The organism is Phenylobacterium sp. (genome assembly GCF_036264965.1).
Taxonomy (GTDB): domain Bacteria; phylum Pseudomonadota; class Alphaproteobacteria; order Caulobacterales; family Caulobacteraceae; genus Phenylobacterium.
Map to the genome: position 1 here is coordinate 1 of NZ_DATAPY010000093.1, position 22,643 is coordinate 22,643.

At 66.4% G+C, this 22,643-nt stretch carries 25 protein-coding genes and 1 pseudogene; 9 read left to right on the top strand and 17 right to left on the bottom strand.

Going from position 1 to position 22,643, the window contains the following annotated elements:
* Both VHS75_RS11530 and VHS75_RS11535 read left to right on the top strand, forming a co-directional pair.
* Positions 1-614: DUF4142 domain-containing protein (locus VHS75_RS11530; protein WP_329638762.1), on the top strand; the 614-nt coding region annotated here is incomplete at its 5' end.
* Between the two features lie 63 nt (positions 615-677).
* On the top strand, positions 678-1,289 hold the full coding sequence (locus VHS75_RS11535; RefSeq protein ID WP_329638763.1) for a UdgX family uracil-DNA binding protein: 612 nt from the start codon (positions 678-680) through the stop codon (positions 1,287-1,289).
* Between the two features lie 5 nt (positions 1,290-1,294).
* Here VHS75_RS11535 and VHS75_RS11540 read toward each other — a convergent pair whose 3' ends face one another.
* Positions 1,295-2,377, bottom strand: a complete 1,083-nt coding sequence (locus VHS75_RS11540) for a flavodoxin family protein (protein WP_329638764.1) — start codon at positions 2,375-2,377, stop codon at positions 1,295-1,297.
* 134 nt (positions 2,378-2,511) lie between these two features.
* Here VHS75_RS11540 and VHS75_RS11545 point away from each other — a divergent pair, with 134 nt between their 5' ends.
* Positions 2,512-3,435 (top strand): SDR family oxidoreductase, encoded by a 924-nt coding sequence (locus VHS75_RS11545; protein WP_329638765.1) that lies wholly within the window; start codon positions 2,512-2,514, stop codon positions 3,433-3,435.
* On the opposite strand, the gene VHS75_RS11550 is transcribed toward VHS75_RS11545, so the two are convergent.
* From VHS75_RS11550 to VHS75_RS11615, 14 genes are all read right to left on the bottom strand, one after another.
* Positions 3,412-3,975, bottom strand: coding sequence for a cytochrome c (locus VHS75_RS11550; RefSeq protein WP_329638766.1), 564 nt, complete (start codon positions 3,973-3,975; stop codon positions 3,412-3,414). The genes VHS75_RS11545 and VHS75_RS11550 overlap by 24 nt on opposite strands.
* Entirely contained in the window at positions 3,976-4,356 is a 381-nt protein-coding gene (locus tag VHS75_RS11555) for a c-type cytochrome (RefSeq protein WP_329638767.1), read from the bottom strand.
* Entirely contained in the window at positions 4,353-4,721 is a 369-nt protein-coding gene (locus VHS75_RS11560; RefSeq protein WP_329638768.1) for a hypothetical protein, read from the bottom strand. Before VHS75_RS11560 ends, VHS75_RS11555 begins: the two co-directional genes overlap by 4 nt.
* A gap of 42 nt (positions 4,722-4,763) precedes the next feature.
* The gene (locus VHS75_RS11565; RefSeq protein WP_329638769.1) at positions 4,764-5,366 is read right to left on the bottom strand and encodes a cytochrome c oxidase subunit 3; all 603 of its coding nucleotides are present in this window, start codon (positions 5,364-5,366) and stop codon (positions 4,764-4,766) included.
* Positions 5,359-7,308, bottom strand: coding sequence for a cbb3-type cytochrome c oxidase subunit I (locus tag VHS75_RS11570; protein WP_329638770.1), 1,950 nt, complete (start codon positions 7,306-7,308; stop codon positions 5,359-5,361). The genes VHS75_RS11565 and VHS75_RS11570 overlap by 8 nt, the downstream gene beginning before the upstream one ends.
* Positions 7,305-8,270: a cytochrome c oxidase subunit II gene (gene coxB / locus VHS75_RS11575; protein ID WP_329638771.1), complete on the bottom strand. Its 966-nt coding sequence runs from the start codon at positions 8,268-8,270 to the stop codon at positions 7,305-7,307. The genes VHS75_RS11570 and coxB overlap by 4 nt, the downstream gene beginning before the upstream one ends.
* A gap of 3 nt (positions 8,271-8,273) precedes the next feature.
* The gene (locus VHS75_RS11580; RefSeq protein ID WP_329638772.1) at positions 8,274-8,816 is read right to left on the bottom strand and encodes a c-type cytochrome; all 543 of its coding nucleotides are present in this window, start codon (positions 8,814-8,816) and stop codon (positions 8,274-8,276) included.
* A gap of 8 nt (positions 8,817-8,824) precedes the next feature.
* The gene (locus VHS75_RS11585) at positions 8,825-10,690 is read right to left on the bottom strand and encodes a PQQ-dependent dehydrogenase, methanol/ethanol family (RefSeq protein WP_329638773.1); all 1,866 of its coding nucleotides are present in this window, start codon (positions 10,688-10,690) and stop codon (positions 8,825-8,827) included.
* Positions 10,687-11,397, bottom strand: coding sequence for a cytochrome c oxidase assembly protein (locus VHS75_RS11590; RefSeq protein ID WP_329638774.1), 711 nt, complete (start codon positions 11,395-11,397; stop codon positions 10,687-10,689). Before VHS75_RS11590 ends, VHS75_RS11585 begins: the two co-directional genes overlap by 4 nt.
* A gap of 183 nt (positions 11,398-11,580) precedes the next feature.
* The gene (locus VHS75_RS11595; RefSeq protein ID WP_329638775.1) at positions 11,581-12,624 is read right to left on the bottom strand and encodes an ATP-dependent DNA ligase; all 1,044 of its coding nucleotides are present in this window, start codon (positions 12,622-12,624) and stop codon (positions 11,581-11,583) included.
* Between the two features lie 92 nt (positions 12,625-12,716).
* The gene (locus VHS75_RS11600; protein ID WP_329638776.1) at positions 12,717-13,367 is read right to left on the bottom strand and encodes an ATP-binding protein; all 651 of its coding nucleotides are present in this window, start codon (positions 13,365-13,367) and stop codon (positions 12,717-12,719) included.
* A 61-nt stretch (positions 13,368-13,428) separates the two neighbouring features.
* Positions 13,429-13,761 carry a hypothetical protein gene (locus tag VHS75_RS11605; RefSeq protein WP_329638777.1) on the bottom strand — a complete coding sequence of 111 codons (333 nt, stop codon included), beginning with the start codon at positions 13,759-13,761 and terminating at the stop codon, positions 13,429-13,431.
* Between the two features lie 29 nt (positions 13,762-13,790).
* Positions 13,791-16,955: a CheR family methyltransferase gene (locus tag VHS75_RS11610; protein ID WP_329638778.1), complete on the bottom strand. Its 3,165-nt coding sequence runs from the start codon at positions 16,953-16,955 to the stop codon at positions 13,791-13,793.
* 64 nt (positions 16,956-17,019) lie between these two features.
* Positions 17,020-17,847 carry a Crp/Fnr family transcriptional regulator gene (locus tag VHS75_RS11615; protein ID WP_329638779.1) on the bottom strand — a complete coding sequence of 276 codons (828 nt, stop codon included), beginning with the start codon at positions 17,845-17,847 and terminating at the stop codon, positions 17,020-17,022.
* A 216-nt stretch (positions 17,848-18,063) separates the two neighbouring features.
* Here VHS75_RS11615 and VHS75_RS11620 point away from each other — a divergent pair, with 216 nt between their 5' ends.
* Positions 18,064-18,300: a hypothetical protein gene (locus VHS75_RS11620; RefSeq protein ID WP_329638780.1), complete on the top strand. Its 237-nt coding sequence runs from the start codon at positions 18,064-18,066 to the stop codon at positions 18,298-18,300.
* 167 nt (positions 18,301-18,467) lie between these two features.
* Here VHS75_RS11620 and VHS75_RS11625 read toward each other — a convergent pair whose 3' ends face one another.
* Positions 18,468-18,848: a VOC family protein gene (locus VHS75_RS11625; protein WP_329638781.1), complete on the bottom strand. Its 381-nt coding sequence runs from the start codon at positions 18,846-18,848 to the stop codon at positions 18,468-18,470.
* On the opposite strand from VHS75_RS11625, the gene VHS75_RS23100 reads away from it, so the two are divergent.
* Together VHS75_RS23100 and VHS75_RS11630 are read left to right on the top strand one after the other, a co-directional pair.
* Complete coding sequence (locus tag VHS75_RS23100) at positions 18,847-19,314, top strand: helix-turn-helix domain-containing protein (RefSeq protein WP_414694293.1); 468 nt, start codon at positions 18,847-18,849, stop codon at positions 19,312-19,314. The two genes, VHS75_RS11625 and VHS75_RS23100, sit on opposite strands and share 2 nt — an antisense overlap.
* A complete protein-coding gene (locus VHS75_RS11630; protein WP_329638782.1) occupies positions 19,272-20,363 on the top strand; it encodes a Fic family protein in 1,092 nt (363 codons plus the stop codon). The genes VHS75_RS23100 and VHS75_RS11630 overlap by 43 nt, the downstream gene beginning before the upstream one ends.
* Before the next feature lie 24 nt (positions 20,364-20,387).
* Here VHS75_RS11630 and VHS75_RS11635 read toward each other — a convergent pair.
* Positions 20,388-20,642: pseudogene (locus tag VHS75_RS11635) on the bottom strand (hypothetical protein); the annotation flags it as partial.
* 453 nt (positions 20,643-21,095) lie between these two features.
* On the opposite strand from VHS75_RS11635, the gene VHS75_RS11640 reads away from it, so the two are divergent.
* The 3 genes from VHS75_RS11640 to VHS75_RS11650 all read left to right on the top strand — a co-directional run bounded on the left by VHS75_RS11640 (position 21,096) and on the right by VHS75_RS11650 (position 22,636).
* Positions 21,096-21,725, top strand: a complete 630-nt coding sequence (locus VHS75_RS11640; protein ID WP_329638783.1) for a GntR family transcriptional regulator — start codon at positions 21,096-21,098, stop codon at positions 21,723-21,725.
* Positions 21,726-21,810: 85 nt separating this feature from the next.
* Positions 21,811-21,933, top strand: a complete 123-nt coding sequence (locus tag VHS75_RS11645; RefSeq protein WP_329638784.1) for a hypothetical protein — start codon at positions 21,811-21,813, stop codon at positions 21,931-21,933.
* Positions 21,934-21,994: 61 nt separating this feature from the next.
* The gene (locus VHS75_RS11650; protein ID WP_329638785.1) at positions 21,995-22,636 is read left to right on the top strand and encodes a lasso peptide biosynthesis B2 protein; all 642 of its coding nucleotides are present in this window, start codon (positions 21,995-21,997) and stop codon (positions 22,634-22,636) included.
* The last annotated feature ends 7 nt before the right edge of the window (positions 22,637-22,643 follow it).

Genomic DNA, 22,643 nt, shown 5'->3' on the forward strand with positions numbered 1-22,643 from the left:
CCATCGCGGCCCTATCGCTGGCGGCCTGCAACAAGCCGGCGAGCACCACTGCGGCCGACGCCACCGACGCCACCAAGTCCGCCGCCTCCGACGCCGCCTCGACGACAGGCGCGGCGGTCAACAAGGCCGAGGACGCCACCGGCGCCGCGGTGGGCGCCGCCTCGGCCAATACAGTTGGCCCCCACGACACAGCGGCCTTCGTCTCCAACGCCAGCCAGAGCGACATGTACGAAATCCAGGCGGCTCAGATCGCTGAGAAGCGGTCGAAGAACGCCGACATCAAGGCCTTCGCCAGGATGATGATCAAGGATCACACGGCCAGCACCAAGGCCATGACGCCGCTGGCCGCCGCGGCCGGCCAGACGCCCGCGGCCAAGCTCGACGACCGTCGCCAGGGCTTCATCGACCATCTGAACAAGGCCAGCGACGCCGATTTCGACAAGGTCTACATCGACCAGCAGGTCGCCGCCCACAAGGAGGCCCTGGACCTGATGAATGGCTACGCCAAGGACGGCTCCGACGCGGGCCTGAAGGGCGGCGCCGCGAAGATCGCGCCGACGGTGCAGATGCACCTCGACAAGATCACCGCCCTCCAGGCGTCGATGAAGTCCTGAGCCGGTGCGCCCTCGCGAGGGAAGCGCCACAGCGTCGGCGGAACGGAGGAGAAGCGCGTCTTCATGCGAGCTGGTTCATCCGACGCCGCAATCTTCAGTCCCCGCTCGCTGGCGGCTCTGAACCGCCGCCTGCTGGCGACGCCGCCGCCGGCGTCCTTCTCGGCGCGCATCGTGCCGGGAGAGGGGCCGATCGGCGCGCGGCTTGCCCTGGTGGGGGAGCAGCCGGGCGACCAGGAAGACCAGGTCGGGCGTCCGTTCGTGGGGCCGGCGGGCGCGATCCTTGACCGGGCGATGAGCGAAGCCGGGCTCCAGCGTGCGGAGACCTATGTCACCAACGCGGTGAAGGCTTTCAAATTCCGCCAGGTCGGAAAGCGGCGCATCCACCAGTCGCCAAGCGCGGGGGACGTGAAGCACTACCGCTGGTGGCTCGAGCAGGAACTGGCGTTCGTACGGCCGGGACTGGCGGTGGCGCTGGGGGCGACCGCGGCGCTAGCGCTGTGCGGGCGCAAGGTTGCGGTGACCCGCGCGCGCGGGCCGGCGCTGTTCGGCGATCAGCCGGGCTACATCACGGTGCATCCGTCTTCGCTGTTGCGCGTGCGCGACCCGCACGCGCGTCAGGTGGCCTTCGCCGCCTTCGTCGAGGACCTGGCGCGGGCCAAGGCGCTGACAGCGTAGGCAGGCTATTTCTGCCGCGGCGGCTCGAGATCGCGGCCCGCCTGCAGCAGCTTGCCGGCGTGGTTGGCGTGGGCGGCTTCGGCGAGCGTCAGGGCGGCGTTGCGGACCTCGCCCTGCATGGCGGTGTCGGCGTCCAGTTCCTCGTGGCCGGTGGCGTAGGGTTTCCAATAGCCGATGTAGCGGTCGAGCTCGGCGTTCACCCCCGCCGGGACCAGGTCCATGAAGCGCAGCCAGTCCGACAGGCTGCGCCGCACGTTCTCGGCGCCCTCCACATCGCCATGGACGACGACGGAGAACACCCGCCCGTCCAGGTGCTTGGGGTAGTCCCAGCCCTGCATCTCGATGGCCTTGGCCTCGTCGGCGTGCTTGCCGTGCGTGAGGCTGGGGTCGGGATTGCCGCCGTCGGCGCAGACCAAACGATCCATCATCAGTTTCACCGGAGAGGTGACTTGGTACCAGTTCACAGGCGTGATGATCATGACGCCGTGAGCCTCGACCCACATCGGATAGATCTCGTTCATCCAGTCGTGGAGCTGGCCCAGGGAATAGTTCGGGTAACAGGAGCACGGCCAGTGGCAGAGCGCCGGCGCGGTGGAGAAGCAGCCCTTGCAGGGATGGATCTCGCGGCCGAACTCCGAGGTCAGGCGCGAGAGGTCCAGCACCTCGACAGCGATGTCTTCGGCTTCTAGCGCCTGGCGGGCGATCTCGACGAGGCGCCAGCTCTTCGACATCTCGCCGGGGCAGGTGTGCTCGTTGCGCGGCGAGCCGTTGATCAGCAAGACGCGGCAGGGTCCGTCGGTGTCGTCGTGGCGCGTCTGCGCGGCGTCCACCGCGGCCTTGGCGGCGATCCAGTCCTCAGCCAGCTCATAGGTCGGGTCGGCGTAGCCGGGGCCGGCGGCCTGGGTGCGCGGCGACTTGCGCTCATGGCTGTAGGCGTCCCAGGCGGCGCCCGCGATGTGGTCGAGCTCGCCGCGCAGATCATCGAAGGCTGGGTCGGGAAAGCGGCTCAGGAAGCGTTTCCGGAAGGTCGGCTCGTCCAGGCGCGGGCTGGGCATCCCCTTGCGAACCTCCGGGACGTGCTCGCTCATCTCGAACTCCGGGCGTTAGACGCTTTGGGTAAAGCCGAGACCTGAGGGCAGTTCCGTTAGCGTGCGGCGGCAAGGAACAACCGCTCGCCTTCGCGGATTGCTCGGCTCACAGCCTCAAATCCAAGGAGTGAGACATGGCGGACGATGCGGGCAAGATTTCACCCAGCTCGACGGCGGCGCCGTTCGAGGACCCCACGACCAAACATCCGAAGCCGCCGTTCAAGCGGCAGTCGCAACCCTGGCCGGGCCTCGCCCGCGACATGGACCCGCCGCCCGACCACGGCGAGGAGAACTATAAGGGCTCTGGCCGCTTGCTCGGCCGCAAGGCGCTGATCACCGGCGGCGACTCCGGCATGGGCCGGGGCGCGGCGATCGCCTTCGCGCGCGAGGGCGCGGACGTGGCGATCAACCACCTGGCGGCCGAACAGCCCGACGCCGATGCGGTGGTGAAGCTGATCGAGGTGGCCGGCCGCAAGGGTGTCAGCTTGCCGGGCGACCTGCGCGAAGAGGCCTTCTGCACGCAGCTGGTGGCCGACGCGGTGCGCGAGCTGGGCGGGCTGGACATCCTGGTCTGCAACGCCGGACGCCAACAGAGCCGGGAGTCCGTCCTCGACGTCACCACCGAGGACTTCGACGCGACCATGAAGACCAACATCTACGCGCCGTTCTGGATCATCAAAGCGGCTCTGCCGCACCTGAAGCCGGGTTCGACGATCATCGCGACGGCTTCGGAGCAGGCCTACGATCCCTCGCCAGACCTCTACGACTACGCCCAGACCAAGGCGGCGACGATGAACTATGTAAAGTCGCTGGCCAAGCAACTCGCGCCCAAGGGCATCCGCGTGAACGGCGTCGCGCCGGGGCCAATCTGGACGCCGCTGCAGGTGAGCGGCGGGGCCAGCATGGAGAAGCTTGAGCAGTTCGGGAGCCAAGCGCCGATGGGCCGCCCGGGCCAGCCGGCGGAACTGGCCTCCATCTACGTTCAGCTCGCCGCCGCCGACGCTAGCTACGCCACTGGCCAAATCTACGGCGCGTCAGGGGGTGCGGGCCAGCCCTGACCCTGCCGGCGCCGGTTGCGCCGCCGTCGCGCGGGCGTAGTCGGCGGCGGACATGTTCGGCAGAGCCTTCAGGAACGCCACCAGGTTCCAGACGTCGTGCTCCGACAGCGTCTGGTCCCAGGCAGGCATGCCGGTCATCCGCACCCCATATCGAACGATCCAGAACAGCTCCTTCGAGGTCCAGTTCCGCGAAGCGTCCAGCAGGAACGGCGGCGAGGGCGTCATGCCACCGACCCAGGGCGCGCGGGCGACGCCTGGGCCGCCATGGCAGACGCCGCAGTTGGCGTCATAGGTCCGGGCGCCGTCCAGCACATCGGCGGGTGTGAAGGCCGGCGGGTTGGAAAGTTGCGTGGCGTTGCGCTTCACCGCGTTGGTCATGGTGAGGTGCGTCACCCAGGCGATTGGGGCTGCGTGCGGCGTGCTGGCGGTGGTGTTGAAGGCGCCCGTGAGCACCACGCCCAAGCCGACAACCCCAACGCTCGCCAGACCGGCGGCCCAGGGCAGACCCAGGCGCAGAAGGAGACCGAGCCACCGCTTCATCTAGTTCAAGGTCTCAAGATAGGCGGCCATGTCCGCGGCCTCCCGCGGCGACAGCTCGATATCGGGCATGGCGTTGCCGGGTACGATGGCCTGCGGGGTCAGGATCCAGCGCGCCAGGTTCGGCGGGGTGTTCGGCAGGAGACCCGCGATCATGGTGCGCCGAGCGAAGCCGGTCAGCGGCGGCCCGACCTCGCCGTGCGCCTCCTGGATGCCGGGGATCACGTGGCAGGCGCCGCAGGCCTCGCGGACCATCAGGACCGCGCCCCGCTCCGGGTCTCCGCCAAGCTGGGCTGCAGTCCGATGAGACGGCTGTGCGCAGCCGGCGAAGGCGATGGCGGCAAGCAGGACGGCGACAACTGGGCCGCGAAGACGCGGGCTCATCGGGAGGCGCTCCAGCAAAGCCGCAGGGCGAGCGCCGAGGGCGTATTGAACAGGATGGCGGCAGAGAAAATGGCGGCGGACAACAATCCGCAGAGGGTCAGGAAGCGGGCGCGGCCATCGCCGTCTGGAACCTTGCGCCAGGCCCGGAAGCTGACCGCCAAGCCGATGAAGGCCACGGCCAGGCAGGACAGGTTGATCGCCAACAGCACTGCATGTTCGCTGGGCGGCGGAAGGTCCTGGCGCGGCGTGTCGCCGGGATAGCAGGCGTAGCTGGAGAGCCCGTAGTTCAGCGCTAGCTGTGCGATCCAGGCGCTCGGCCCCGCGGCGAGGCCGAACAGCTGGGCGGCCAAGCCGATGCGAGGCATAGATTGGCGGGTGGCGGGTTGGGTCGGGGACTGCGCCATCGCTCACCGCATCAGGAGGGGGCTGATGTAGAAGGTCGAGAACACCGCCAGCCAGACCACGTCGACGAAGTGCCAGTAGACGATGGCGATGGACAACGGCTCGTGTCGGCGCGGCCGGAAATAGCCGAGCAGCGTCCAGGCGAGGACGACGCTCAGGATCAGCAGACCGACGATCACATGGGCCATGTGGAAGCCGGTGATGGTGAAATAGAGCGAGCCATAAGACCCGCTGGTCGGGCCGAAGCTCTTGGCGCGCCACTCGAAAATCTGCACCGCCAGGAAGATCGCCCCGAGCAGGATGGCGACAGCCAAACCGGCGATCTGGCGGCCACGTTCGCCGCGCTTGGAGCCGCCTTCGCCCCACCAGGCCGCGACGCTGCTGGAGAGCAGGATCACGGTGTTGGGCCCGGCAAGCAGGATTGAGGGTTGCGGCTCCGGCGACCACGCCGGCCCGCGCTGGATCGCGATGTAGAAATAGCTGAACAGCAGATAGGCGAAGAGGCAGCTCTCCGTGGCGATCAGGCAAAGCATCCCCCACCAGCCGGTCGAGTTGTGGCCCTTGGCGCCGACCGGCAGCGGCCCACCATTGTAGATCGCCTCAGCCATGCTCGGGCTCCTGCGGCATGTCGGCGTGGACGCGGCGCGGCCAGAACCAGAGCAGCAGCGCCCCGCCGCAGACCGCGCCGCCGGCGCCGGCCAGCCACCACGCCTTCAGCAGCGCGCCGGAGAACAGGAGAGCGAGACCCAGGGCGAGGGCGGCCGGAGCCAGGGAGTCGGCCGGCATCTCCAAGATGAGGTTGGGTTCGCCGTCGAGGGCGGACGTCCCGATGGTTTCGCGGCCGCGGTCAAGCAATAGGCCTGCGTCGAGGCGTGAGCGGGCGCCGCTCTCATCCAGCCGATCCTCCCAGAGCGGATGGCGGCTGGCGATCGTTGGGATCACCGCGAAATTGTAGGGCGGCGGCGGTGAGGCGGTGGCCCATTCCAGGGTGGGCGCGTCCCAGGGATTGTCGCTGGCGATGGCGCCTCGGCGCAGGCTGACCACGATGTTGACGATCAGCAGGCCGACGCCGATGGCGAACAGCGCCGAGCCTAGGCTCACGATGAGGTTGGTCGTGTCCCAGCCCATGCCGGCCGGGTAGGTGTAGACACGCCGGGGCATGCCCATCAGGCCCAGCAGGTGCATCGGGAAGAACCCGAGGTTGAAGCCCGCGAACATCGTCCAGAAGTTCCACTTGCCCAGGCGCTCGTTCAGCATCCGGCCGGTGAACTTGGGGAACCAGTAGTAGGCCGCGCCGACCACCGGGAAGACGTTGATGCCGATCAGCACATAGTGCAGGTGGGCGACGACGAAATAGGTGTCGGTGAGCTGCCAGTCGACCGGCGCGGAAGCGGTCATGACGCCTGAAACCCCGCCGATCACGAACAGCACGATCATGCTGGCGAAGAACAGGAAGGCGGTGGTGATCACCGGCCGGCCCAGCCAGATGGTGGCGATCCAGGCGAACACGGCAACCGCGCTCGGAATGGTGATGATCAGCGAGGCGCCCGAGAAGAACGACAGGCTGATGTCCGGCAGGCCGGTGGCGAACATGTGATGCACCCAGACGCCGAACCCGAGCGCCATGGTCGCCACGGTCGAGAGCGCCACCGGCGCATAGCCCACCAGCGGCCTTCGGCAGAAGGTCGGCAGGCCGTCCGACACCATGCCCATGGCCGGCAGCACGATGGCGTAGACCCACGGGTGGCCGAACATCCAGAACAGATGCTGCCAGAGCAGCGGCTGGCCCTGGCCGGTGTCGAAGACATGGAAGCCGAACTGCCGGTCCAGCCAGAGCAGGAAGAAGGCGAGGCTGACGCTGGGCACCGCCAGCAGGTTGGCGACTGAGGCGGTGAGCGTGCCCCAGGTCAGGATCGGCACACGGTTGATCGACATGCCGGGCGCCCGCATGCGCAGGAAGGTCACTACGAAGTTGGCCGCGCCCACCGTGGTCGAGATCCCGAGCAGGATCAGGCCCAGCGCATAGACGTCGATGTTGACGCCCGGATTGTAGGCGCGGCCGGCATAGGGGACGTAGTTGAACCAGCCGGCGTCCGGGCCCTGGCCGACCACGAAGCCGGCGTAGAGGAACAGGCCCGCCGCCAGATAGACCCAATAGGAGAGCGCGTTGAGCCGCGGGAACGCCATGTCCCGCGAGCCCAGCAACAGCGGCCACAGGAAGTTCGAGAACCCCGACAGCACCGGCGAGGCGTAGAGGAAGATCATGCTCACGCCGTGCATGGTGAAGAGCTGATCGTACTGCTCTGGCGTCAGCAGGGTGCGATTGGGTCCGCTCAGCTGCAGGCGCATGACCATCGCCTCGATCCCGCCCAGCAGCAGGAAGACGAAGGCGGTGACGATGTAGCGTTTGCCGATCTCCTTGTGGTCGACGTCGGCGAACCAGCCCTTCAGGCCCGGCTCCCTCTCCCAAATCTCCTGCAGTCGTGGGCCGGGGAAGGCCTTGGTGGCGCGGGTCGTCTCCGGCGTGCGGGCGTCCTCCCAGGCGCTCACGTCAGGGTCTCCAGATAGGCGACGACTTGGCCGAGCTCGGGGCCTGAGAGGTCGGTGGCCGGCATTCGCGCGCCGGGCTTGAGCGCCTGTGGATTGGAAATCCAGCCGGAGAGGCCGTCGGGCGTGTTGGGCACGGTCCCGGCGGCCAGGGTCCGGCGGCTCATCAGGTGGGTGAGGTCGGGGCCCACAACGCCGCCCGCCTCCCCGCCGCGTACGGTGTGACAAGCGCCGCACCGTTGTACGAAGAGCTGTTTGCCGGGGCTTGCCGCAGGGACGGAGGCCCGCAACTGGCCGGCGCGCCAGGCTTCGAAGACCGCGGGCGGATCGGCGGTGACGAAGGCCGCCATATTAGCGTGCTGGACGCCGCAATATTCGGTGCATTGACCGCGGTAGACGCCGGCGCGGTCGGCCTGCAGCCAAGTCAGGTTGGTTCGGCCGGGAATGGCGTCGGTCTTGCCCGCCAGGGCCGGGATCCAGAACGAGTGGATCACGTCGGCGCCGTTCAACTTCACCAGCACCGGCCGGCCGGTGGGGACGTGAATCTCGTTGGCGGTGACGAAGGTCTGGTTCGGCGTGGCGCCGACATAGCGGACCTCCCACCACCATTGATGGCCGGTGATCTCCAGGGTCAGCGCCGGCTGGCCACCCGGCATGCCGACCGCGGCCATGACCGCGACGGTCCAGGCCAGGGACGCCACCAGAGCGACGATCGTCAGGCCGAGCCCGATCCATATCCAGCGCAGGCCGCCTGCCTCGCGGCCCACGAGAAGGTCGGCGAACACCGGCCTGCTGCGGCGTTCCCGTCGCACCCACACGCCGGCGACGACCAGCACGGTGATGATCGCGATGACGGCCAAGGACAGGTCCATCAGTCCCCAGGTCAGGCCGGTAATCGGGTTCGCCCGCGGTCCGTAAGTCTTCAGGTAAGTCATCGGCCAGGCGAGGGAGAACGCGGCGCCCATGGGTCACCGCGCCTTCTGGGCGGCGATCAGGCCCTGATGAGCGCTGTCAGAGGCATCCTGCTCGGCCGCCTGGGCGCCGGTGGTCGAGGGCTGGCCCGAGGCGTCTCCAAGTGTCTGCAGATAGGCGACGAGCTTCCAGATCTGATCCGGCGGCAATCGTCCGCCCCACGCCGGCATGCCTTGCGGGCGGCCGTCATGGACGGAGTTGTAGAGCTCGGCCGGTGTCCCGCCGTAGCGCCAGCCCACGCCATTCAGCGGCGGTCCCATCAGCCCTGAGGCCTGGGCGCCGTGGCAGTAGACGCAGTTCATGCTGCTGAAGAGCTGCTTGCCCTCCGCGATCGCCTGGGCGTTCCCGGCAAAGGGACTGGCGATGCGGCTGGCGAGGCTGACGGGTTCGCCGGGCGGCGCGCCGAGCGGAATTGCGTTCAAGGTCTGGTCGGTTGGAACCTGTGCGACGGCCGGCCCGGTTGTGGAGTCGCCGCGCGTACGCCCGCAGGCCGCCAGCGAAAGGGCGGCGAGCACGGCGAGGGCCAGGCGCGGGAACATGGCGCGCCTCAATCTGGGGCGTTGTAGACCGCGCCAGGAGCCTTGGACCCCTGGGTGGTCAGCATGTTCGGCGCGCTGCCGGGCGAGGCGCCGTCGATGGAGAACACGTAGAGCGTGCCGCCGCGTGGCGGGAAGCCGTTCTTCTGGCCCATCACTTGGCTGGCGACCCCGCCGACGCCGGCCACCACGGCCACGTACTGGCGCCCGTCGGGGCCGAGGTAGGTCATGGGCTGGGAGGTGATCCCGGAACTCAGCTTCTGTGACCACAGCACCTTGCCGCTGCGGGCATCCACCGCCCGGAACCAGCCGTCCGTCGTGCCGTAGAAGACAAGGTCGCCGGCGGTCGCCAGCACCCCGCTCATGGTCATGAAATTCTCGGGAATCGACCAGGCGCGCTCGCCGGTGAGCGGATTCCAGGCGATGAACTCGCCCCACTTGTTGGTCTTGCCGCCCGCGTGGGTCGTGAGGTCCATGCCGTCATAGGGCGTGCCTGGGATGTAGCTCACCTTGTGGTCGGTGAGATCCATGCAGATGTTGAAGATGTCGGCGTAGATCAGGCCCGTGCGGGGCGAGAAGGCGGCGGGTTGCCAGTCCTTCGAGCCAATGTGGGTCGGACAGATGTTCTGGACATTCTCCTCGACCTTGGCCTGCTTGTCAGGGTCGACGATCGGGCGGCCGGTGGCGAGGTCGATGCCCTTGGCCCAGTTGAGCGGCGCAAAGGGCTTGGCGACCAGGATGCGGCCGGTGGTCCGGTCCAGGGTGTAGCCGTAGCCGTTGCGGTCCAGGTGGACGAGCAGCTTGCGGGTCTGGCCGCCGATTGCGCCGTCGATCAGGATGTTCTCGTTGACCCCGTCATAGTCCCACTGGTCGTGCGGCGTGAACTGGAAGCCCCAGTGCACCGAGCCGGTCTTCGGATCGCGCGCGAAGAGGGCGCTGGACCAGAGGTTGTCGCCCGGGCGCTGGGCCGGCACGCGAGGACTGGGATTGCTGGTGCCCTCGTAGATCAGGTTGAGGTCGGGGTCATAGGAGATCCAACCCCAGACCGTGCCTCCGCCCCGCTTCCAGGCGTCGCCCGGCCACGAGCTTAAGCCAAGGTCCTTGCCCGCCAGCCAGAGATAGGGCGCGCGGTAGTCCGCGCCGATCTTCACGTCGGCGTCGGGACCGGTGGAATAGCCGCGCCAGATCTCCTTGCCGCTGCTCAGGTCCAATGCGGTGAGCTGGCCGCGCACCCCCATCTCGCCGCCGCTGTTGCCGACCAGCACGGCGTTGCCGACCACCAGGGGCGACATGGTGATGGTCATGCCGCTGGCCGGTTCGCCCAGACGTGTGCGCCAGGCGGGCCTTCCGGTCTTGGCGTCCACCGCAACGGCTTCGCCGTCCAGCAGGGTGAAGACCAGCTTGCCGTCGGCATAGGTCGGGCCGCGGTTCACCGCGTCGCAGCAGGCCTTGCCGACCGCGATCGGATCGGGGTGCGGCTGATAGGTCCACTTGATCGGCGCGCCCGGCTTGGTGAGGTCCAGCGCATAGGCCACGTTCGGATAGGGCGTCACCACGTACATGGTGTCGCCAACCACCAGGGGCGCCGCCTCGTGGCCGTAGGGGATGCCATCGGAGAACGACCAGGCCATCTTCAGCCGCGCGACATTGCCGACGCCCACCTGATCGAGCGGACTGAAGCGGGTGTTGGCGTAGTCGCGGGCCTGGCGCCGCCACTCGCCCGGCGGGTCGTTGGGCGCGAAGTTGGCCGTGGCTCCAGTGGCGCCCGGCTGGGGCCGGGCGACCGGCGACGGCGGAGCTTTCGGATCGCCGGTTCGCTCGCAGCCGGCGAGCAAGGCCAGGGCGGCGAGGCAGGCGCAGGTGAACGGCCGCGTCATCGCGTCGTCCCCGCCGTGACGCGATGTTGACGCAGGCCGGCGTCGTTCAGGGCTGCGGCCAGCCCGCCCACGATCGCCGCTGTCAGGACGAGACCCGCAGGGACCCACATGATCACGCCGGCCAGTTGCTGGTCGGCCAGCGGCGTCAGGCCCCAGGCGGCCGCCGTAAGCAGGTGTGGCGCAAAGAAGGGGCGGGCGGCGAAGGTCAGGATGGCGCCCAGCAGACCCATCTGCAGGCTGGTCAGGGCCGCTGCGAGCCCCGCCTCGCCGATCCGCCGGCCGCTGGCGGCGAACAAGGCCCGCCACAGCCACAGCGCCGAGCCGAAGAGGCTGAGGTGCATCGCCCAATAGATCGCTGGGCTGGCGAAGGTCGCGTCATAGGGCCCGGGCGAGTGCCAGAACCAAAGCGCGATGGCGAAGGTCGCGGCGGCGGTGAGAGTCTCGAACGGCCGCGGCGCGGCCGACGCGAAGCCCACGGCAATCAGGGGCGCGGCGACGGCCGTCAGCACCATGTGCTGGCCGACCCGCGCGGCCATCAACGAGACCGAGAGCGCGCAGAGCGGCGAGATCAGGGCGAGGCCACCGATCCCCCAGCCGGCGTAGAAACAAAGACGCCGCCAAGGAGCGACGGGGCGCTGGCCATGAAGCTTGGGTTCAGAGACTGCTGCGTAGGCCGCCAACCCGACCATCAAGCCCGCGATCAGCAAGGGATCGAAGTTCCAGCGCCCCCACAGCGCGTCCGGCGCCGGGGGAAATCCGCAATATGGCTCGAGAGAAGTCCACGCCACAGCGGCACAGCCCACAGATCACCCGAGTTGAAAAATGCTGGGCCGCCGACAATGTTCCGGACGCGCGGTCTGGGACGGCGCTAGAGGAGGTCAGGCTGCGCTCTAGCCTGACAGGCCTTGGCCCAACAGGCTCGCTGACTCCGAGCGCAACTGGGCGAGCGTGCATTGCCGCGGGGTCTTGTCGGGACGCCATCGCAGCAGGGTCGTACCGTGCCGGAAGCGGTCGCCGGTGACGTGGTCGTAGCGGACCTCGACCACCAACTGCGTCTTCAACGGCGTCCATTCGGCTGAGCGACCGTTGCTCCAGCGGCTCGGTCCGCCGGGCGCGTCGCCAGTGAAGCCCGGGCCGCCAGCCAGCTTCTCCAGCTTCCTGGTCAACGCCGGCCGCTCGGCGTCGGAGATCGCCGAGGTGAAGCCGACATGATCGAGCTTGCCGGCCTCGTCATAGAGGCCAAGCAACAGGGACCCGACTTCGCGGCTGTCCGCCTCATAGCGGAAGCCGCCGACGACGCAGTCGGCGGTGCGCAGGCGCTTGATCTTCAGCGTGGCCCGCTCGCCGGAGGCATAGGGTCCATCCAGCCGCTTGGCGACGACGCCGTCCAGGGCCGCGCCGGTCTGGGCGAGCCAGGCCCGGGCCTCGGCGGGGTCGTCGGTCCCGGGTGAAAGGCGGACGTGCTCTACCCCTTTGAATTTCCGGAAGAGCCTCTCGAGCGCCGCGCGCCGCTCGGTCAGCGGGGCGTCCGCCAGACTCTTACCCCTGGCGTCCATCAGGCAGTCGAACAGCACGAAGGTCGCCGGCGTCTCGGCCGCCAGCTTGCTCACACGGCTCTCGGCGGGATGCAGGCGCATCTGCAGGGCGCCGAAGGAGAGTTCGCCCTGCACCGGGATGGTCAGTTCGCCGTCGATAATGAAGCGTTCGACCGGCAAGGCTTTCAGCAGCGCCGCCACGTCGGGAAAATAGCGCGCCAGCGGCTTGCCGGACTTGGCGCGCAGATCGACCTCATCGCCGCTGCGGAAGGCGAGACAGCGGAAGCCATCCCACTTGGGCTCGAACCACCAGCCTGGATCGACCGGCAACGCCTCGACCAGCTTCGCCTCCATGGGCGCGAAATCGGGAGCAAGCGGCAGGCCGGGCAGGGTGGTCATCGACGAGTCAATCCGCGCGGCGGGCGGCTGTTCCGGTGCGGCGAACCTGCAGGAACCGAGCCTTGAGATTGCCGGTACGTCAGCCGATGCGGTCAAGCTTCCCCTGCCGCATCGGCGCGGCGCCTTCGGTCCGACTGGAGATGAGGATCGGGGGGCGCCAACCCCGCCGCCGAGCCAGCCCCCAACGCAGAAGGGGCCGGCTCGGGGCCGGCCCCTTGGTCTAGTTGTGGCGCCGGCGGCGACGCCGGGACCTCCGCGACTTCGTCCGCAGTCTGCAACTCCGCTTGGTGGCGCGGCAGGTAGAGCTTGACCGTCGTGCCGTCGCCTTCCTCGCTGTAGATCGTCACGTGACCGCCGGATTGCTTGACGAACCCGTAGACCATGCTGAGACCGAGACCCGTGCCGCGGCCCAGCTCCTTGGTCGTGAAGAACGGTTCGAACACCTTCGCCAGGGTCTCTTTGGACATCCCCGTGCCGCTGTCGCTCACGCAGATGGCTACGTACTGCCCCGCACGCACCTCGGCGTCGGTGGCCGTGTAGCTCTCGTCGAGGAAGGTGTTCTGGGTCTCGATGGTCAGCTTGCCGCCAGACGGCATGGCGTCGCGCGCATTGACCGCCAGATTGAGGATGGCGCTTTCCAGCTGGTTCTGGTCGATCTCCACGGTCCACAGGCGCGGCGACCTGCGGACCCCATCGAACCGACCAACCGCCGCAAGGTCGCCCGAGCCCGCACATGTCCACATGTGGACATGCGCCCCGGCGGTGTCTCAGATTGAAGGCAGTGGACGTAGACAGGAGTAATTTCTAGCGTTTCAGAAGGTCTGCCACGCAGGAGCGGAGTTTTCCCGCGTCGATCGGTTTCGGCAAAAGCGGAGTTTGCGAGAGTGCGGGGGGAAGATCGCCGCCGGAATAACCGCTGAGAAACGCGAAGGGAATCGACAGACGGCTCAGCTCTGCTGCAAGCCCGAAGCTGCGGTCCCCGTGAATGTTGATATCGATGAGCGCCGCGTGGATCGACGTCGCCTCCAGCTTGGCGAGGGCCTCAGCAAGGCGTCCGACGGGCCCCACCACATCGTAACCCGCCTCTTCCAGCGCGGTGGCGATCTGCTCGGCGATCACCCATTCGTCTTCAACCACCAAAACTCTCAGGTTTGAAGCCCCGAGCACTAGGGTTGGTCCAAGGGAAAGGCGAGCCGCGCGGACAGTCCGGATGCGGTGAATTCGATTTCAGCGCTGCCTCCCAAATTATAGGAGGTCTCTTTCTCGATCAGCTTTATTCCGAAGCCGCGCCGCTTCGGCTTCGCGACCGGCGGGCCGGCGGTCTCGCGCCAATGGAAGTCCAGGTTGCGGCCGGCCTTGCTTGAGTTTTCGGACCAACGGATCGACACCGTCCCGTCTGAGACTGAGAGTGCGCCGTATTTCGCAGCATTGGTCGCAAGCTCGTGCAGCACCATGCCGAGAGAGAGGGCGAGCTTGGGCTTAAGGCCGATGTCTCGTCCGTCAAGCGCCAGGCGTTCGAGCCCGAAGGGCGCAAGTTCGGTCTTCATCAACTCAACGAGCGAACTCTCGGTCCAATTCTCCCGGGACAGCAGTTCGTAGGATCGCGCCATGGCCTGCAGCCGCCCGATGAAGGCTTCCAGAAACAGTTCGGGGGACGCGGCAGACTTGTGGGTCTGTTGAGCGATGCCGATCGCCACCATCAGCATGTTTTTCACGCGATGGTTCAATTCGGCGATCAAGGTCTGTTGGTGGGCCTGGGACCGGGCTAGCCGAGTAACGTCGACGAACGTTACAACCACACCCTCAAGTTTTTCGTCCACGCCAAGGTAAGGGGCGAGGCGAACGATGAAATGGGTTTCGGCATCCTGGTGCCGGGCCTCCGTCTCCCGGGCCTCGCCTGTTTCGAGGACAGTCCGGACGTCGTCGATAAAATCCGGCATGAGGAGGCGGCTGGTGAGATCGGTCAGCGGGCGGCCATGGTCAGTCGGCAGGACATTGAACAGCGTCTTGACCGAGGGCGTAAAGCTGCGGATCACAAGATCCCGATCCAGGAAAACAGTTGGAATCTGCGTGCTCTCGAAGAGATTTCGCAAGTCGCTGTTTGCGCGATCGAGAGCATCGATCTTGCCGACCAACTCGGCGTTGACGGTGTTGAGCTCCTCGTTGAGCGACTGGAGCTCCTCCTTTGACGCCTCAAGCTCCTCGCTGCTCGACTGCATCTCCTCGTTGACGGACAGCAGTTCCTCGTTTGACGAGCGAAGCTCCTCGAGCGCGGTCTCGTACTCTTCAATCAGCGACTGAAGTCGTTCCCGGGTGTCACGCAGTTCACGCTCCAGGATCAGCGCCGCACCGGCCTCGGATTGCGGTATCCGCGCCTGCGCCGCCTCCACGCTCAGCGATGGTCCATTATCGGTGAACAACACGATGTAGAGCGGATCTTCGCTGCCGCTTTCCAAAAGCGGTTCAACGGTGATGTCGACCAACTGCAGGCGGCCGTCTTCGCCGGTCACCGGAACGCCAGCCCGAACGACGGTCTCGCCGGTCTCAACGGCTTCCCGGAACGCTGTTCGGACGTCGAGGCGCAGATCCCTGCGCGCCAAGGTCATCAGTTGTCGGGTGGGGGCGCCCGGCGCCAATTCCAGGTACTTCTGCGTCCGCGCCGAGAAATGCAGGATATCGCCGCCGTGAGTGACCAGGACGTGCGCCGGCGTGAACCGCTCTAGGACCTGCGTTTCTAGAGCCTGGCGTAAGGTCGCACCAGCCGCTGGACGTAAGGCGATGCGGCGGTCCTGGTTGGGCAAGCCCAAGGCCGCTTGAGAGCGGATAGTCGATGGGAGGCGCGGCGCGATCGTGATGTCGTCGCGGCTACGGAAGATCCGATGCTTCTTGTCGACCGCCGCGAAAAGGTCGTCGAACTTGCCGACGCTCTCGGACATGCCGAGGAACAGATAGCCTCCGGTACGCAAGGAGTAGTGAAAGGTCGGCAGCACCAGGTTCTGGACGTCGGGTCCGAAATAGATCAGCAGGTTGCGGCAGGAGATCAGGTCCAGCCTTGAAAATGGCGGATCGCGGATGACGCTATGGGGCGAGAAGATGCAAAGGTCGCGCACCGCCTTGGTCACGACATAGCTTCCGCCCTCGGTGACAAAGAAGCGCTCGCGCCGCTCCTTCGAGACGCTGTCCAAAAGCGCCTCCGGGTAGCGGGCCGCTCGCGCCACGCCCAACGCATTTTCGTCGATGTCCGTGGCGAAGACCTGGACCCGGGGTAGGGCCGAGAGGGTGTCCATGTGCTCGCGGAGCAGGATGGCGATCGAATAGACCTCTTCGCCGGTGGCGCAGCCCGGAACCCAGACTCGTACCGTGTCTTCAGCGCCGCGGCCTTCGAACAGCCTTGGGATCACCGTCTCGCAGAGCTTTTCGAAAGACTCGGCGTCGCGGAAGAAGTTGGTCACGTTGATCAGCAGGTCACGAAAAAGGGCGCCAACCTCCTTCGGGTCCTGCTTCAGCCGCTCGACATAGTCGTCCTGGCTTCCCAGCTGGGTGACCTGCATGCGCCTTTGCACCCGGCGCAGGAACGTCTTGGACTTGTAGCCGCTGAAGTCGTGGCCCACCTGATTGCGGAGGATCGCACAGATTTCCTGGCGGGCGTGCGAACGCTCGGCCTCGGATCCCTCGCCTTCGTCGGTGGCGGCCAGCAGGCGGGCGAATTCGACGAGTTTTTCTCCCATCTCATGGACCGGTATCGCAAAGTCGACGAGACCGGTGGAGATCGCGCTGTCGGGCATGGACGGATGGCGCGGACCGTGGCCGTCGGCGACCTGGGCCAGGGTCAGACCGCCGCGTTCCTTGATCGCCTTTGTTCCCAGGGTGCCGTCGCCGTCCCCGCCCGATAGGACGACGCTGGCCGCGTATTCGCCATGGTCGATGGCGAGTGAACTGAACAGGATGTCGATCGGCTTGCGCTCGCGCCGCGAACTATCGGATTTCCTGACGTGGAGATGGCCTCCCTCGATGCTGATGATCGCATCGGCGGGCAGCACATAGACGCTGTCAGACCGGACCTCGACACCGTCTTCGGCCACCGCGACGGTCAGGTCGGTGTAGCGCGCGATGATCTCATGCAGGACACTCTCGCGGTCCGGGCTCAGGTGGGTGACAATGATGAAAGCCAAGCCCGGCTTCGACGGCACCCCTTGAAAAAAGCCCTCCAACGCCTCGACGCCGCCGGCCGACGCGCCAACGCCGACGATAGGAAAGATTGGCCGTCCTTTTGGCACGCGGTTCATTCCTGAAAGCAGGGCTTGTAGGGCCAACGCGTCAAACGCCTGCATGGGCCCGAAGATGAGGCAAGCGCTGCAAAGCTGAAAGCTGGCCTGATCGTAGGATCTAGAATGCTCATGCTCTTTCCGCCGCACTTGGCGCCCCTGCGGGCGGGCGGGCCGAATCGAACGGATCGACTGTCCGCAGGGGCCGGGCGCCGAGAAGCTGGGCATGTTTTTCGAGAACGGACGCGTAGCATTCGCAGGCGCCGGCTTTGAGCCGATCACGGTCGAGAATCTCGATCAAGCCCCGCGAATAACGGATCGCGCCGGCGGCCTGCAGCGTGCGAGCGACACCGGTCACGGTCGTGCGCTGGACGCCAAGCATGAAACCCAGAAATTCCTGGGTCAGGGGCAGCCGATCGCTGCGGGTGCGGTCCTGGGTCATCAGCAGCCATCGACACAGCCGAGCCTCGACGCTGTGCACGGCATTGCAGGCCACCGATTGCTGAATCTGGGCCGTATTGGCCTGGGCATGGCGAACGATGAGATCGGTAATGCTGATGCTGAGCGCCGCTGCCGCCCTCAGGCGTGAGGCCGCGAGTTTAATGGCGTGGCCGGGAACCTGGGCGATCACCCGATCGATGGCAATGCTCGAGCCCATGGCGTTGAGCAACCCATATGCGCTTTCGTGGCCGATCGTGCAGGCTTCAACGTCCTGGCCGTTCGCCAGTAGCGTGACCACTGACAGGATCGCCGTGGTCGGAAACCAGATGCAGTCGAGGTCATCGCCCGGGACGCACAGCACGTCGCCACGCGTCAAAGCGACGTCGACTAGAGAGCGGTGGAGGAGTTCGAAATTCTCGGCACTCAGGCTGTCGAGAAAATGGCTTCCCGTGTGCCCGTGAACAAACGCCATCCAGTCACCTTTCATCAGGGCGGAGCGCACCCTGACGGTGACCAAGAGGGATCATGGCCGCGGCACGGGCGCATCTGACCCTAGTCGTCTGAGCCTGTCTGTCGACAAACTAACATATAACTCATGCGCAGGGTCGCGCCTCACGCGAATTTGTTAATCCTGCGTTCGCAAAAATGCCACCCGCACCGGCTATATGTCAGTCCGCCGACAGACGTGACCGCGGCCCCCGTAAATGGTCATCCCTCAACTGGAGGCACGGCGATGAGGGCTGGAGGGCTGACTGCAAAGGTTCGTTACGGCGTGTTCCAAGTGGATTCCCAGTGGCTGCTTTGCTGTGAACAGCACAACCTCGGACGTTATGACGACCAATCGGATGCCATCGCCGCCGGCAAGCGCGCCGCCTGCCAGGCCATGGGAAGCGGCTTCGATGCGGAACTCTTGATCATGGACATTGGCGGCGAGTTGCGACGAGCGGACCCCGCGTCTTTCGGACACTGAAGCGCGTTTGACCTGGCCGTCGGCATCGCAGTCCGGAAAAACCGCGCCGATAAAGGGCGCGGCGCAGGCCCCCTAAACGGTGGCGGGATTCACGTGAGATGCAGTCCTGCGAATGCTATGACGTGATGGACGCCGAGTTCTGTCGCTGCGGGCGCGCACCACCTAGGTCACGCCTCGGTGGCGCCCGGCGCGTTCAGCTCGATGCGAACCCCGTTCGGATCGATCACATAGAGTTCGCGTAGTTCGCCGCCCGGGGTCGTCTCGCAGCTGAAGGCGATCCCCCGGGTTTTCAGATCCGCCAGCGTGGCCTCGAAGTCGGCCACGCGCAGGGCGATGTGATTGATGGCGGCGACGGACGACGGCGCCTTGGGCGTTTCGGTTTCCACCAGATGGACGATGTCCCGGCCGCCCGCGTAGAGCCAATAGCCGCGGAAGTCGAACCGCGGCCGTGGTCCAACCTTCAAGCCGAGCGCTTCGACGAAGAAGACGCGGGTTTCCTCGAGCTTGGCGGTCTTGATGGCGGCGTGGTCCACAGCGTCGATCTGCATGATCCCCGAACGGCGGCCAGGGACGGGAGGTTTCGTGACCAACGATTTCAGCGATCAGCCCGCCGCACTCTGCGTCGGCTTTCTCGCAGGATGGGGCACGAAGCGGATCGCCGCGGAGCTGGGCTGCAGCCGCAACACGGTGAAGCGCTACATCGAGACTGGCGACTGGGTTCGCGCCGTCGTGGACCCGCTGAGGCGCCCCTTTCTCGCAACGACGAGGCCGCACCGTTCCTGGTTTTGGCGATCGCAATCTCACGACGTGTATAGGTTCGCGGGGTTTTCGGCGTGCGCGGGTCGGTCGTGCATAGGATCGGGCCGAATCGTAGATGCGTTCAGTGAGGTCACCGCCGCGTACCTCAAGGCCTATACATGTCTCGAAAATATGTATAGATATATCAAATTGTCTATACATGTGGATCGCCAATGGCACTCCCGCCCAGCTACGTCCCGCCGTTGCTGCCGTTGAAAGTGGAGCTTGAAACCCGCGCCGTCCTCAAGAAGCTGAACACGGCGCATCGCGCGCTCGCCGAGCTGAAAGGCGCCGCTGGTCTCGTTCCAAACGAAGCGATCCTGACCAACACGCTTTCGCTGCAGGAGGCGAAAGACAGCTCGGCGATCGAGAACATCATCACGACGCACGACGACCTCTACCGCAGCGACGCCGTGGCGAACCGCTTCGCGAGCCTCGCCGCCAAGGAGGTCTACAACTACGCCAGAGCCATGCGTGAAGGCTTCGAGGCGGTGCGCGAGCGAGGCCTAATCACCCTCAACGACATCCTAGCCATGCAGGCCACGCTCGAAGAGAACCAAGCCGGCTTCCGCAAGCTGCCGGGTACCGGGCTTAAGAACGACAAGACCGGGGAGGTGGTCTTCACACCGCCGCAGACCCACGACGAGATCGTGGCCCTGATGGACAACCTCGAGGTCTTCATCAACGGCGACGCGCCGAACGGTCTGGACCCGCTGGTGCGGATGGCCGTCATCCACCACCAGTTCGAGACCATCCTCCCGTTCTACGACGGCAACGGCCGCACGGGCCGCATCCTCAACATCCTCTACCTGGTGAAGGAGCAGCTGTTGCTCACGCCGGTGCTCTACCTGTCGCGCTACATCAACCAGAACAAGGCCGACTACTACCGGCTGCTCCAGGCCGTACGCACCGACGGCGCCTGGGAAGAATGGTTGATCTACATGCTCGACGGCCTCGAGCAGATGGCAGGCCAGACCACTCGGCTGGTCCACCGCATCCGAGACCTCATGCTGATGCACAAGGCGCTCATCCGCAGCGAGCTGCCCCGCATCTACAGCCAGGACCTCCTGAACAACATCTTTAGCCACCCCTACAGCAAGATCGCCTTCGTTAAGCGCGATCTCGGTGTGAGCCGCATCACCGCTACCCGCTATCTCGATGAATTGGCGAGGATCCGCGTGATGACGAAAATCCGATCCGGTCGTGACAACTACTATGTGAACGAAGCGCTCTTCGACCTGTTGAGCAACGTCCAGGCGGTCTGATCGCGGGGATAGGTCGTTTCCGTGTCATGCGGCCTCCCAAGCCCGGTTGAGCACCTGCGCGGCGATTGCCGCCTTGTCCTGGGGAAGGAACCGGCCGTAGTGCTGGGCCACGGTGTCGGGCGTGTCCTGGATGGCGTAGCTGGCCTGCTCGTAGGAACCGGTCTGTTTCAGCACGTGGGTCGCCAGGACATCACGCACGCTGTGCGGACCGTGCGGCAGCAGGCCGGCTATGGCGCCGCGCCCCGTGTAGGGGTCGCCACGGCCTTGGTCCGCCAGGCGTCGCGTGTGCGGCTCGCCTTTAGGGCAGAGCATGAGTTGCCGGAGGTTCTTTTGTCGGAAAGCCGGCGCCGGCGCCGGCGTCGGCCTGACGCGAGCCGGCGCGCCCTAGGACGATGGCGCGCCCAGGTCTTCCTCGGCGCGCCGCTTGAGGTGATCTGCTTCGATCACGACGCACGAAAGCGGCTGATCATCGTGTGCGGTTCGAGATGCCTAAGCAACGGCCGGCGGGCAGCGGTCGGCATCGAAGAGGCGATAGCGGAACTCGACGCAGTCCGCGTGGACTGCGGCGCCCCAGCGCGACGCGCCGCGCGCCACTTTGTGGCGTGCATTGCGAATATTACATGGCGCCACCCCCGACGCTCCGGCCGGGGCGGAAATATCGCCCTTGTCACCCCGCGTCCCCGTCGCACCTCTTCACGCTTTGGCCCCGCCGGGGGCAGCGCGGAGAATCCGATGGCCGAGTACCAGGCCGAGCCATTTTCCGTGGCGCTCAATGTCCTGCGCGATCGGCTGCGGCTTGGCCTCCTTGGGCCGGGCGCGCGCATAACAGCGATGGACGTGGCGGACGAACTGCGCCTGAGCACCACACCGGTGCGCGAAGCCCTTTCCCGGTTGGCAGGGGAAGGGCTCGTCGATGACCGCAAGGGGCAGGGCTACTTCGTCCGAACTCTGAGCGCTGGCGACGTCGCAGACCTCTACCGCCTGAGCCTGGCCCACCTGTTGATCGCGCTGGCGCCACGTCGCGCCAGCCGGATGACTGGCGCGAAAGAGGCTGCCGCTCCCGACCTCGACCCTGTCGCGCGGACCGAAACCGAGTTCCGCAAGTGGGTCGCCCAGACCGGCAGCCGCGTGCTCATCCGCGAGTTCAGGACCTTGCAGATCCAGCTTGGCCCGGTGCGCCGATTGGAGGGACGGATCATTCCGAACCTGGAGGTTGAAGCGGAAGGCCTCCTGGTCCGGGCGCAGCACGCGTCGCGCGGCGAGTGGCTATCTCAGCTGCGCCAATTCCACAGTCGGCGGATCCGCGAGGCGGCGCGCTTGGCGTCCTATCTCGAAGCCCGGAATGGGACCCCTCGAAAATAATTGGAATATAGGTTGAATATACACACCTATGGTTGTGCTGTTGGCGTGTCGCAATCATGCGACATGTGCCCTCAAGGAGGTAGAAATGCTCCAAGATCAAGAGGCCAGCGACCTGCGGTTTGTCAGCGCCGGCAGCGCCAAAGCTGAGACGAACGGCGGTCCGCAGGGCGTCGACGAACTCGACCCGCCGATCGGCCTTTTCGAGTAATGGGAGTCCGGCGTCGGCCTTGGCCGGCGCCGGGCCCTTTGCCATGGAGGCCCCCGCCCATTTGAGGTCCGACGTCCATATTGTCGCGATGGACGATGACCTCGTACTGCTCGACATCCGGGCGGACCGTTACGTCTGTATTCCGGGCGGCGCTGGGGCTGTTTCCGTCGGGCGAGATGGCGAGGTCGAATTCCTGCACACCGGAGCGGCGCAGCTCTTTCACGACGCAGGCTTTCTTGCAGGCTCAGACAGCACCTGGGCGCGGTTGGAGGACGGCCCCGCGCGGCCGGTTCGAAGCTGGGATGATGGAGCGTCCCCTCCGCGCATCGGAGTGCGTCGGGCAGTGGACATGGTGAGCGCCGCGTCTGACTCCTTCCTCAACTACAGAGGCCGATCCTTTGGGTCGATCCTAGCCCATGCGGCGCGCGGCGCCCGCCCCGGACCGCCCACGATCACCGAGGACCTGCTGCAGCGGGTTCGACAATTTCATCGGGAGGCCATCTGGATCCCCACGCCGGGAAAGTGTTTGGCGCGCAGCTTCGTACTCCTGAGTTTCCTTCGCCGGAGCGGGCTCGACGCGCGCTGGGTCATCGCAGTCCGAACGTGGCCGTTCGCAGCGCACTGCTGGCTGCAGGTCGAGGACATGGTGCTTGATGATTATCCCGAGAGGGTCGCGGCCTTCGCGCCCATTTGCTGCGTTTGATGACGCG

Bases quoted from the DNA above. Each gene is read 5' to 3' on its own strand.
- VHS75_RS11535 (WP_329638763.1), top strand. From the start codon at position 678: ATGCGAGCTGGTTCATCCGACGCCGCAATCTTCAGTCCCCGCTCGCTG.
- VHS75_RS11540 (WP_329638764.1), bottom strand. From the start codon at position 2,377: ATGAGCGAGCACGTCCCGGAGGTTCGCAAGGGGATGCCCAGCCCGCGC.
- VHS75_RS11545 (WP_329638765.1), top strand. From the start codon at position 2,512: ATGGCGGACGATGCGGGCAAGATTTCACCCAGCTCGACGGCGGCGCCG.
- VHS75_RS11550 (WP_329638766.1), bottom strand. From the start codon at position 3,975: ATGAAGCGGTGGCTCGGTCTCCTTCTGCGCCTGGGTCTGCCCTGGGCC.
- VHS75_RS11555 (WP_329638767.1), bottom strand. From the start codon at position 4,356: ATGAGCCCGCGTCTTCGCGGCCCAGTTGTCGCCGTCCTGCTTGCCGCC.
- VHS75_RS11560 (WP_329638768.1), bottom strand. From the start codon at position 4,721: ATGCCTCGCATCGGCTTGGCCGCCCAGCTGTTCGGCCTCGCCGCGGGG.
- VHS75_RS11565 (WP_329638769.1), bottom strand. From the start codon at position 5,366: ATGGCTGAGGCGATCTACAATGGTGGGCCGCTGCCGGTCGGCGCCAAG.
- coxB (WP_329638771.1), bottom strand. From the start codon at position 8,270: ATGGGCGCCGCGTTCTCCCTCGCCTGGCCGATGACTTACCTGAAGACT.
- VHS75_RS11580 (WP_329638772.1), bottom strand. From the start codon at position 8,816: ATGTTCCCGCGCCTGGCCCTCGCCGTGCTCGCCGCCCTTTCGCTGGCG.
- VHS75_RS11585 (WP_329638773.1), bottom strand. From the start codon at position 10,690: ATGACGCGGCCGTTCACCTGCGCCTGCCTCGCCGCCCTGGCCTTGCTC.
- VHS75_RS11595 (WP_329638775.1), bottom strand. From the start codon at position 12,624: ATGACCACCCTGCCCGGCCTGCCGCTTGCTCCCGATTTCGCGCCCATG.
- VHS75_RS11600 (WP_329638776.1), bottom strand. From the start codon at position 13,367: ATGTGGACATGTGCGGGCTCGGGCGACCTTGCGGCGGTTGGTCGGTTC.
- VHS75_RS11610 (WP_329638778.1), bottom strand. From the start codon at position 16,955: ATGCAGGCGTTTGACGCGTTGGCCCTACAAGCCCTGCTTTCAGGAATG.
- VHS75_RS11620 (WP_329638780.1), top strand. From the start codon at position 18,064: ATGAGGGCTGGAGGGCTGACTGCAAAGGTTCGTTACGGCGTGTTCCAA.
- VHS75_RS23100 (WP_414694293.1), top strand. From the start codon at position 18,847: ATGATCCCCGAACGGCGGCCAGGGACGGGAGGTTTCGTGACCAACGAT.
- VHS75_RS11625 (WP_329638781.1), bottom strand. From the start codon at position 18,848: ATGCAGATCGACGCTGTGGACCACGCCGCCATCAAGACCGCCAAGCTC.
- VHS75_RS11630 (WP_329638782.1), top strand. From the start codon at position 19,272: ATGGCACTCCCGCCCAGCTACGTCCCGCCGTTGCTGCCGTTGAAAGTG.
- VHS75_RS11640 (WP_329638783.1), top strand. From the start codon at position 21,096: ATGGCCGAGTACCAGGCCGAGCCATTTTCCGTGGCGCTCAATGTCCTG.
- VHS75_RS11645 (WP_329638784.1), top strand. From the start codon at position 21,811: ATGCTCCAAGATCAAGAGGCCAGCGACCTGCGGTTTGTCAGCGCCGGC.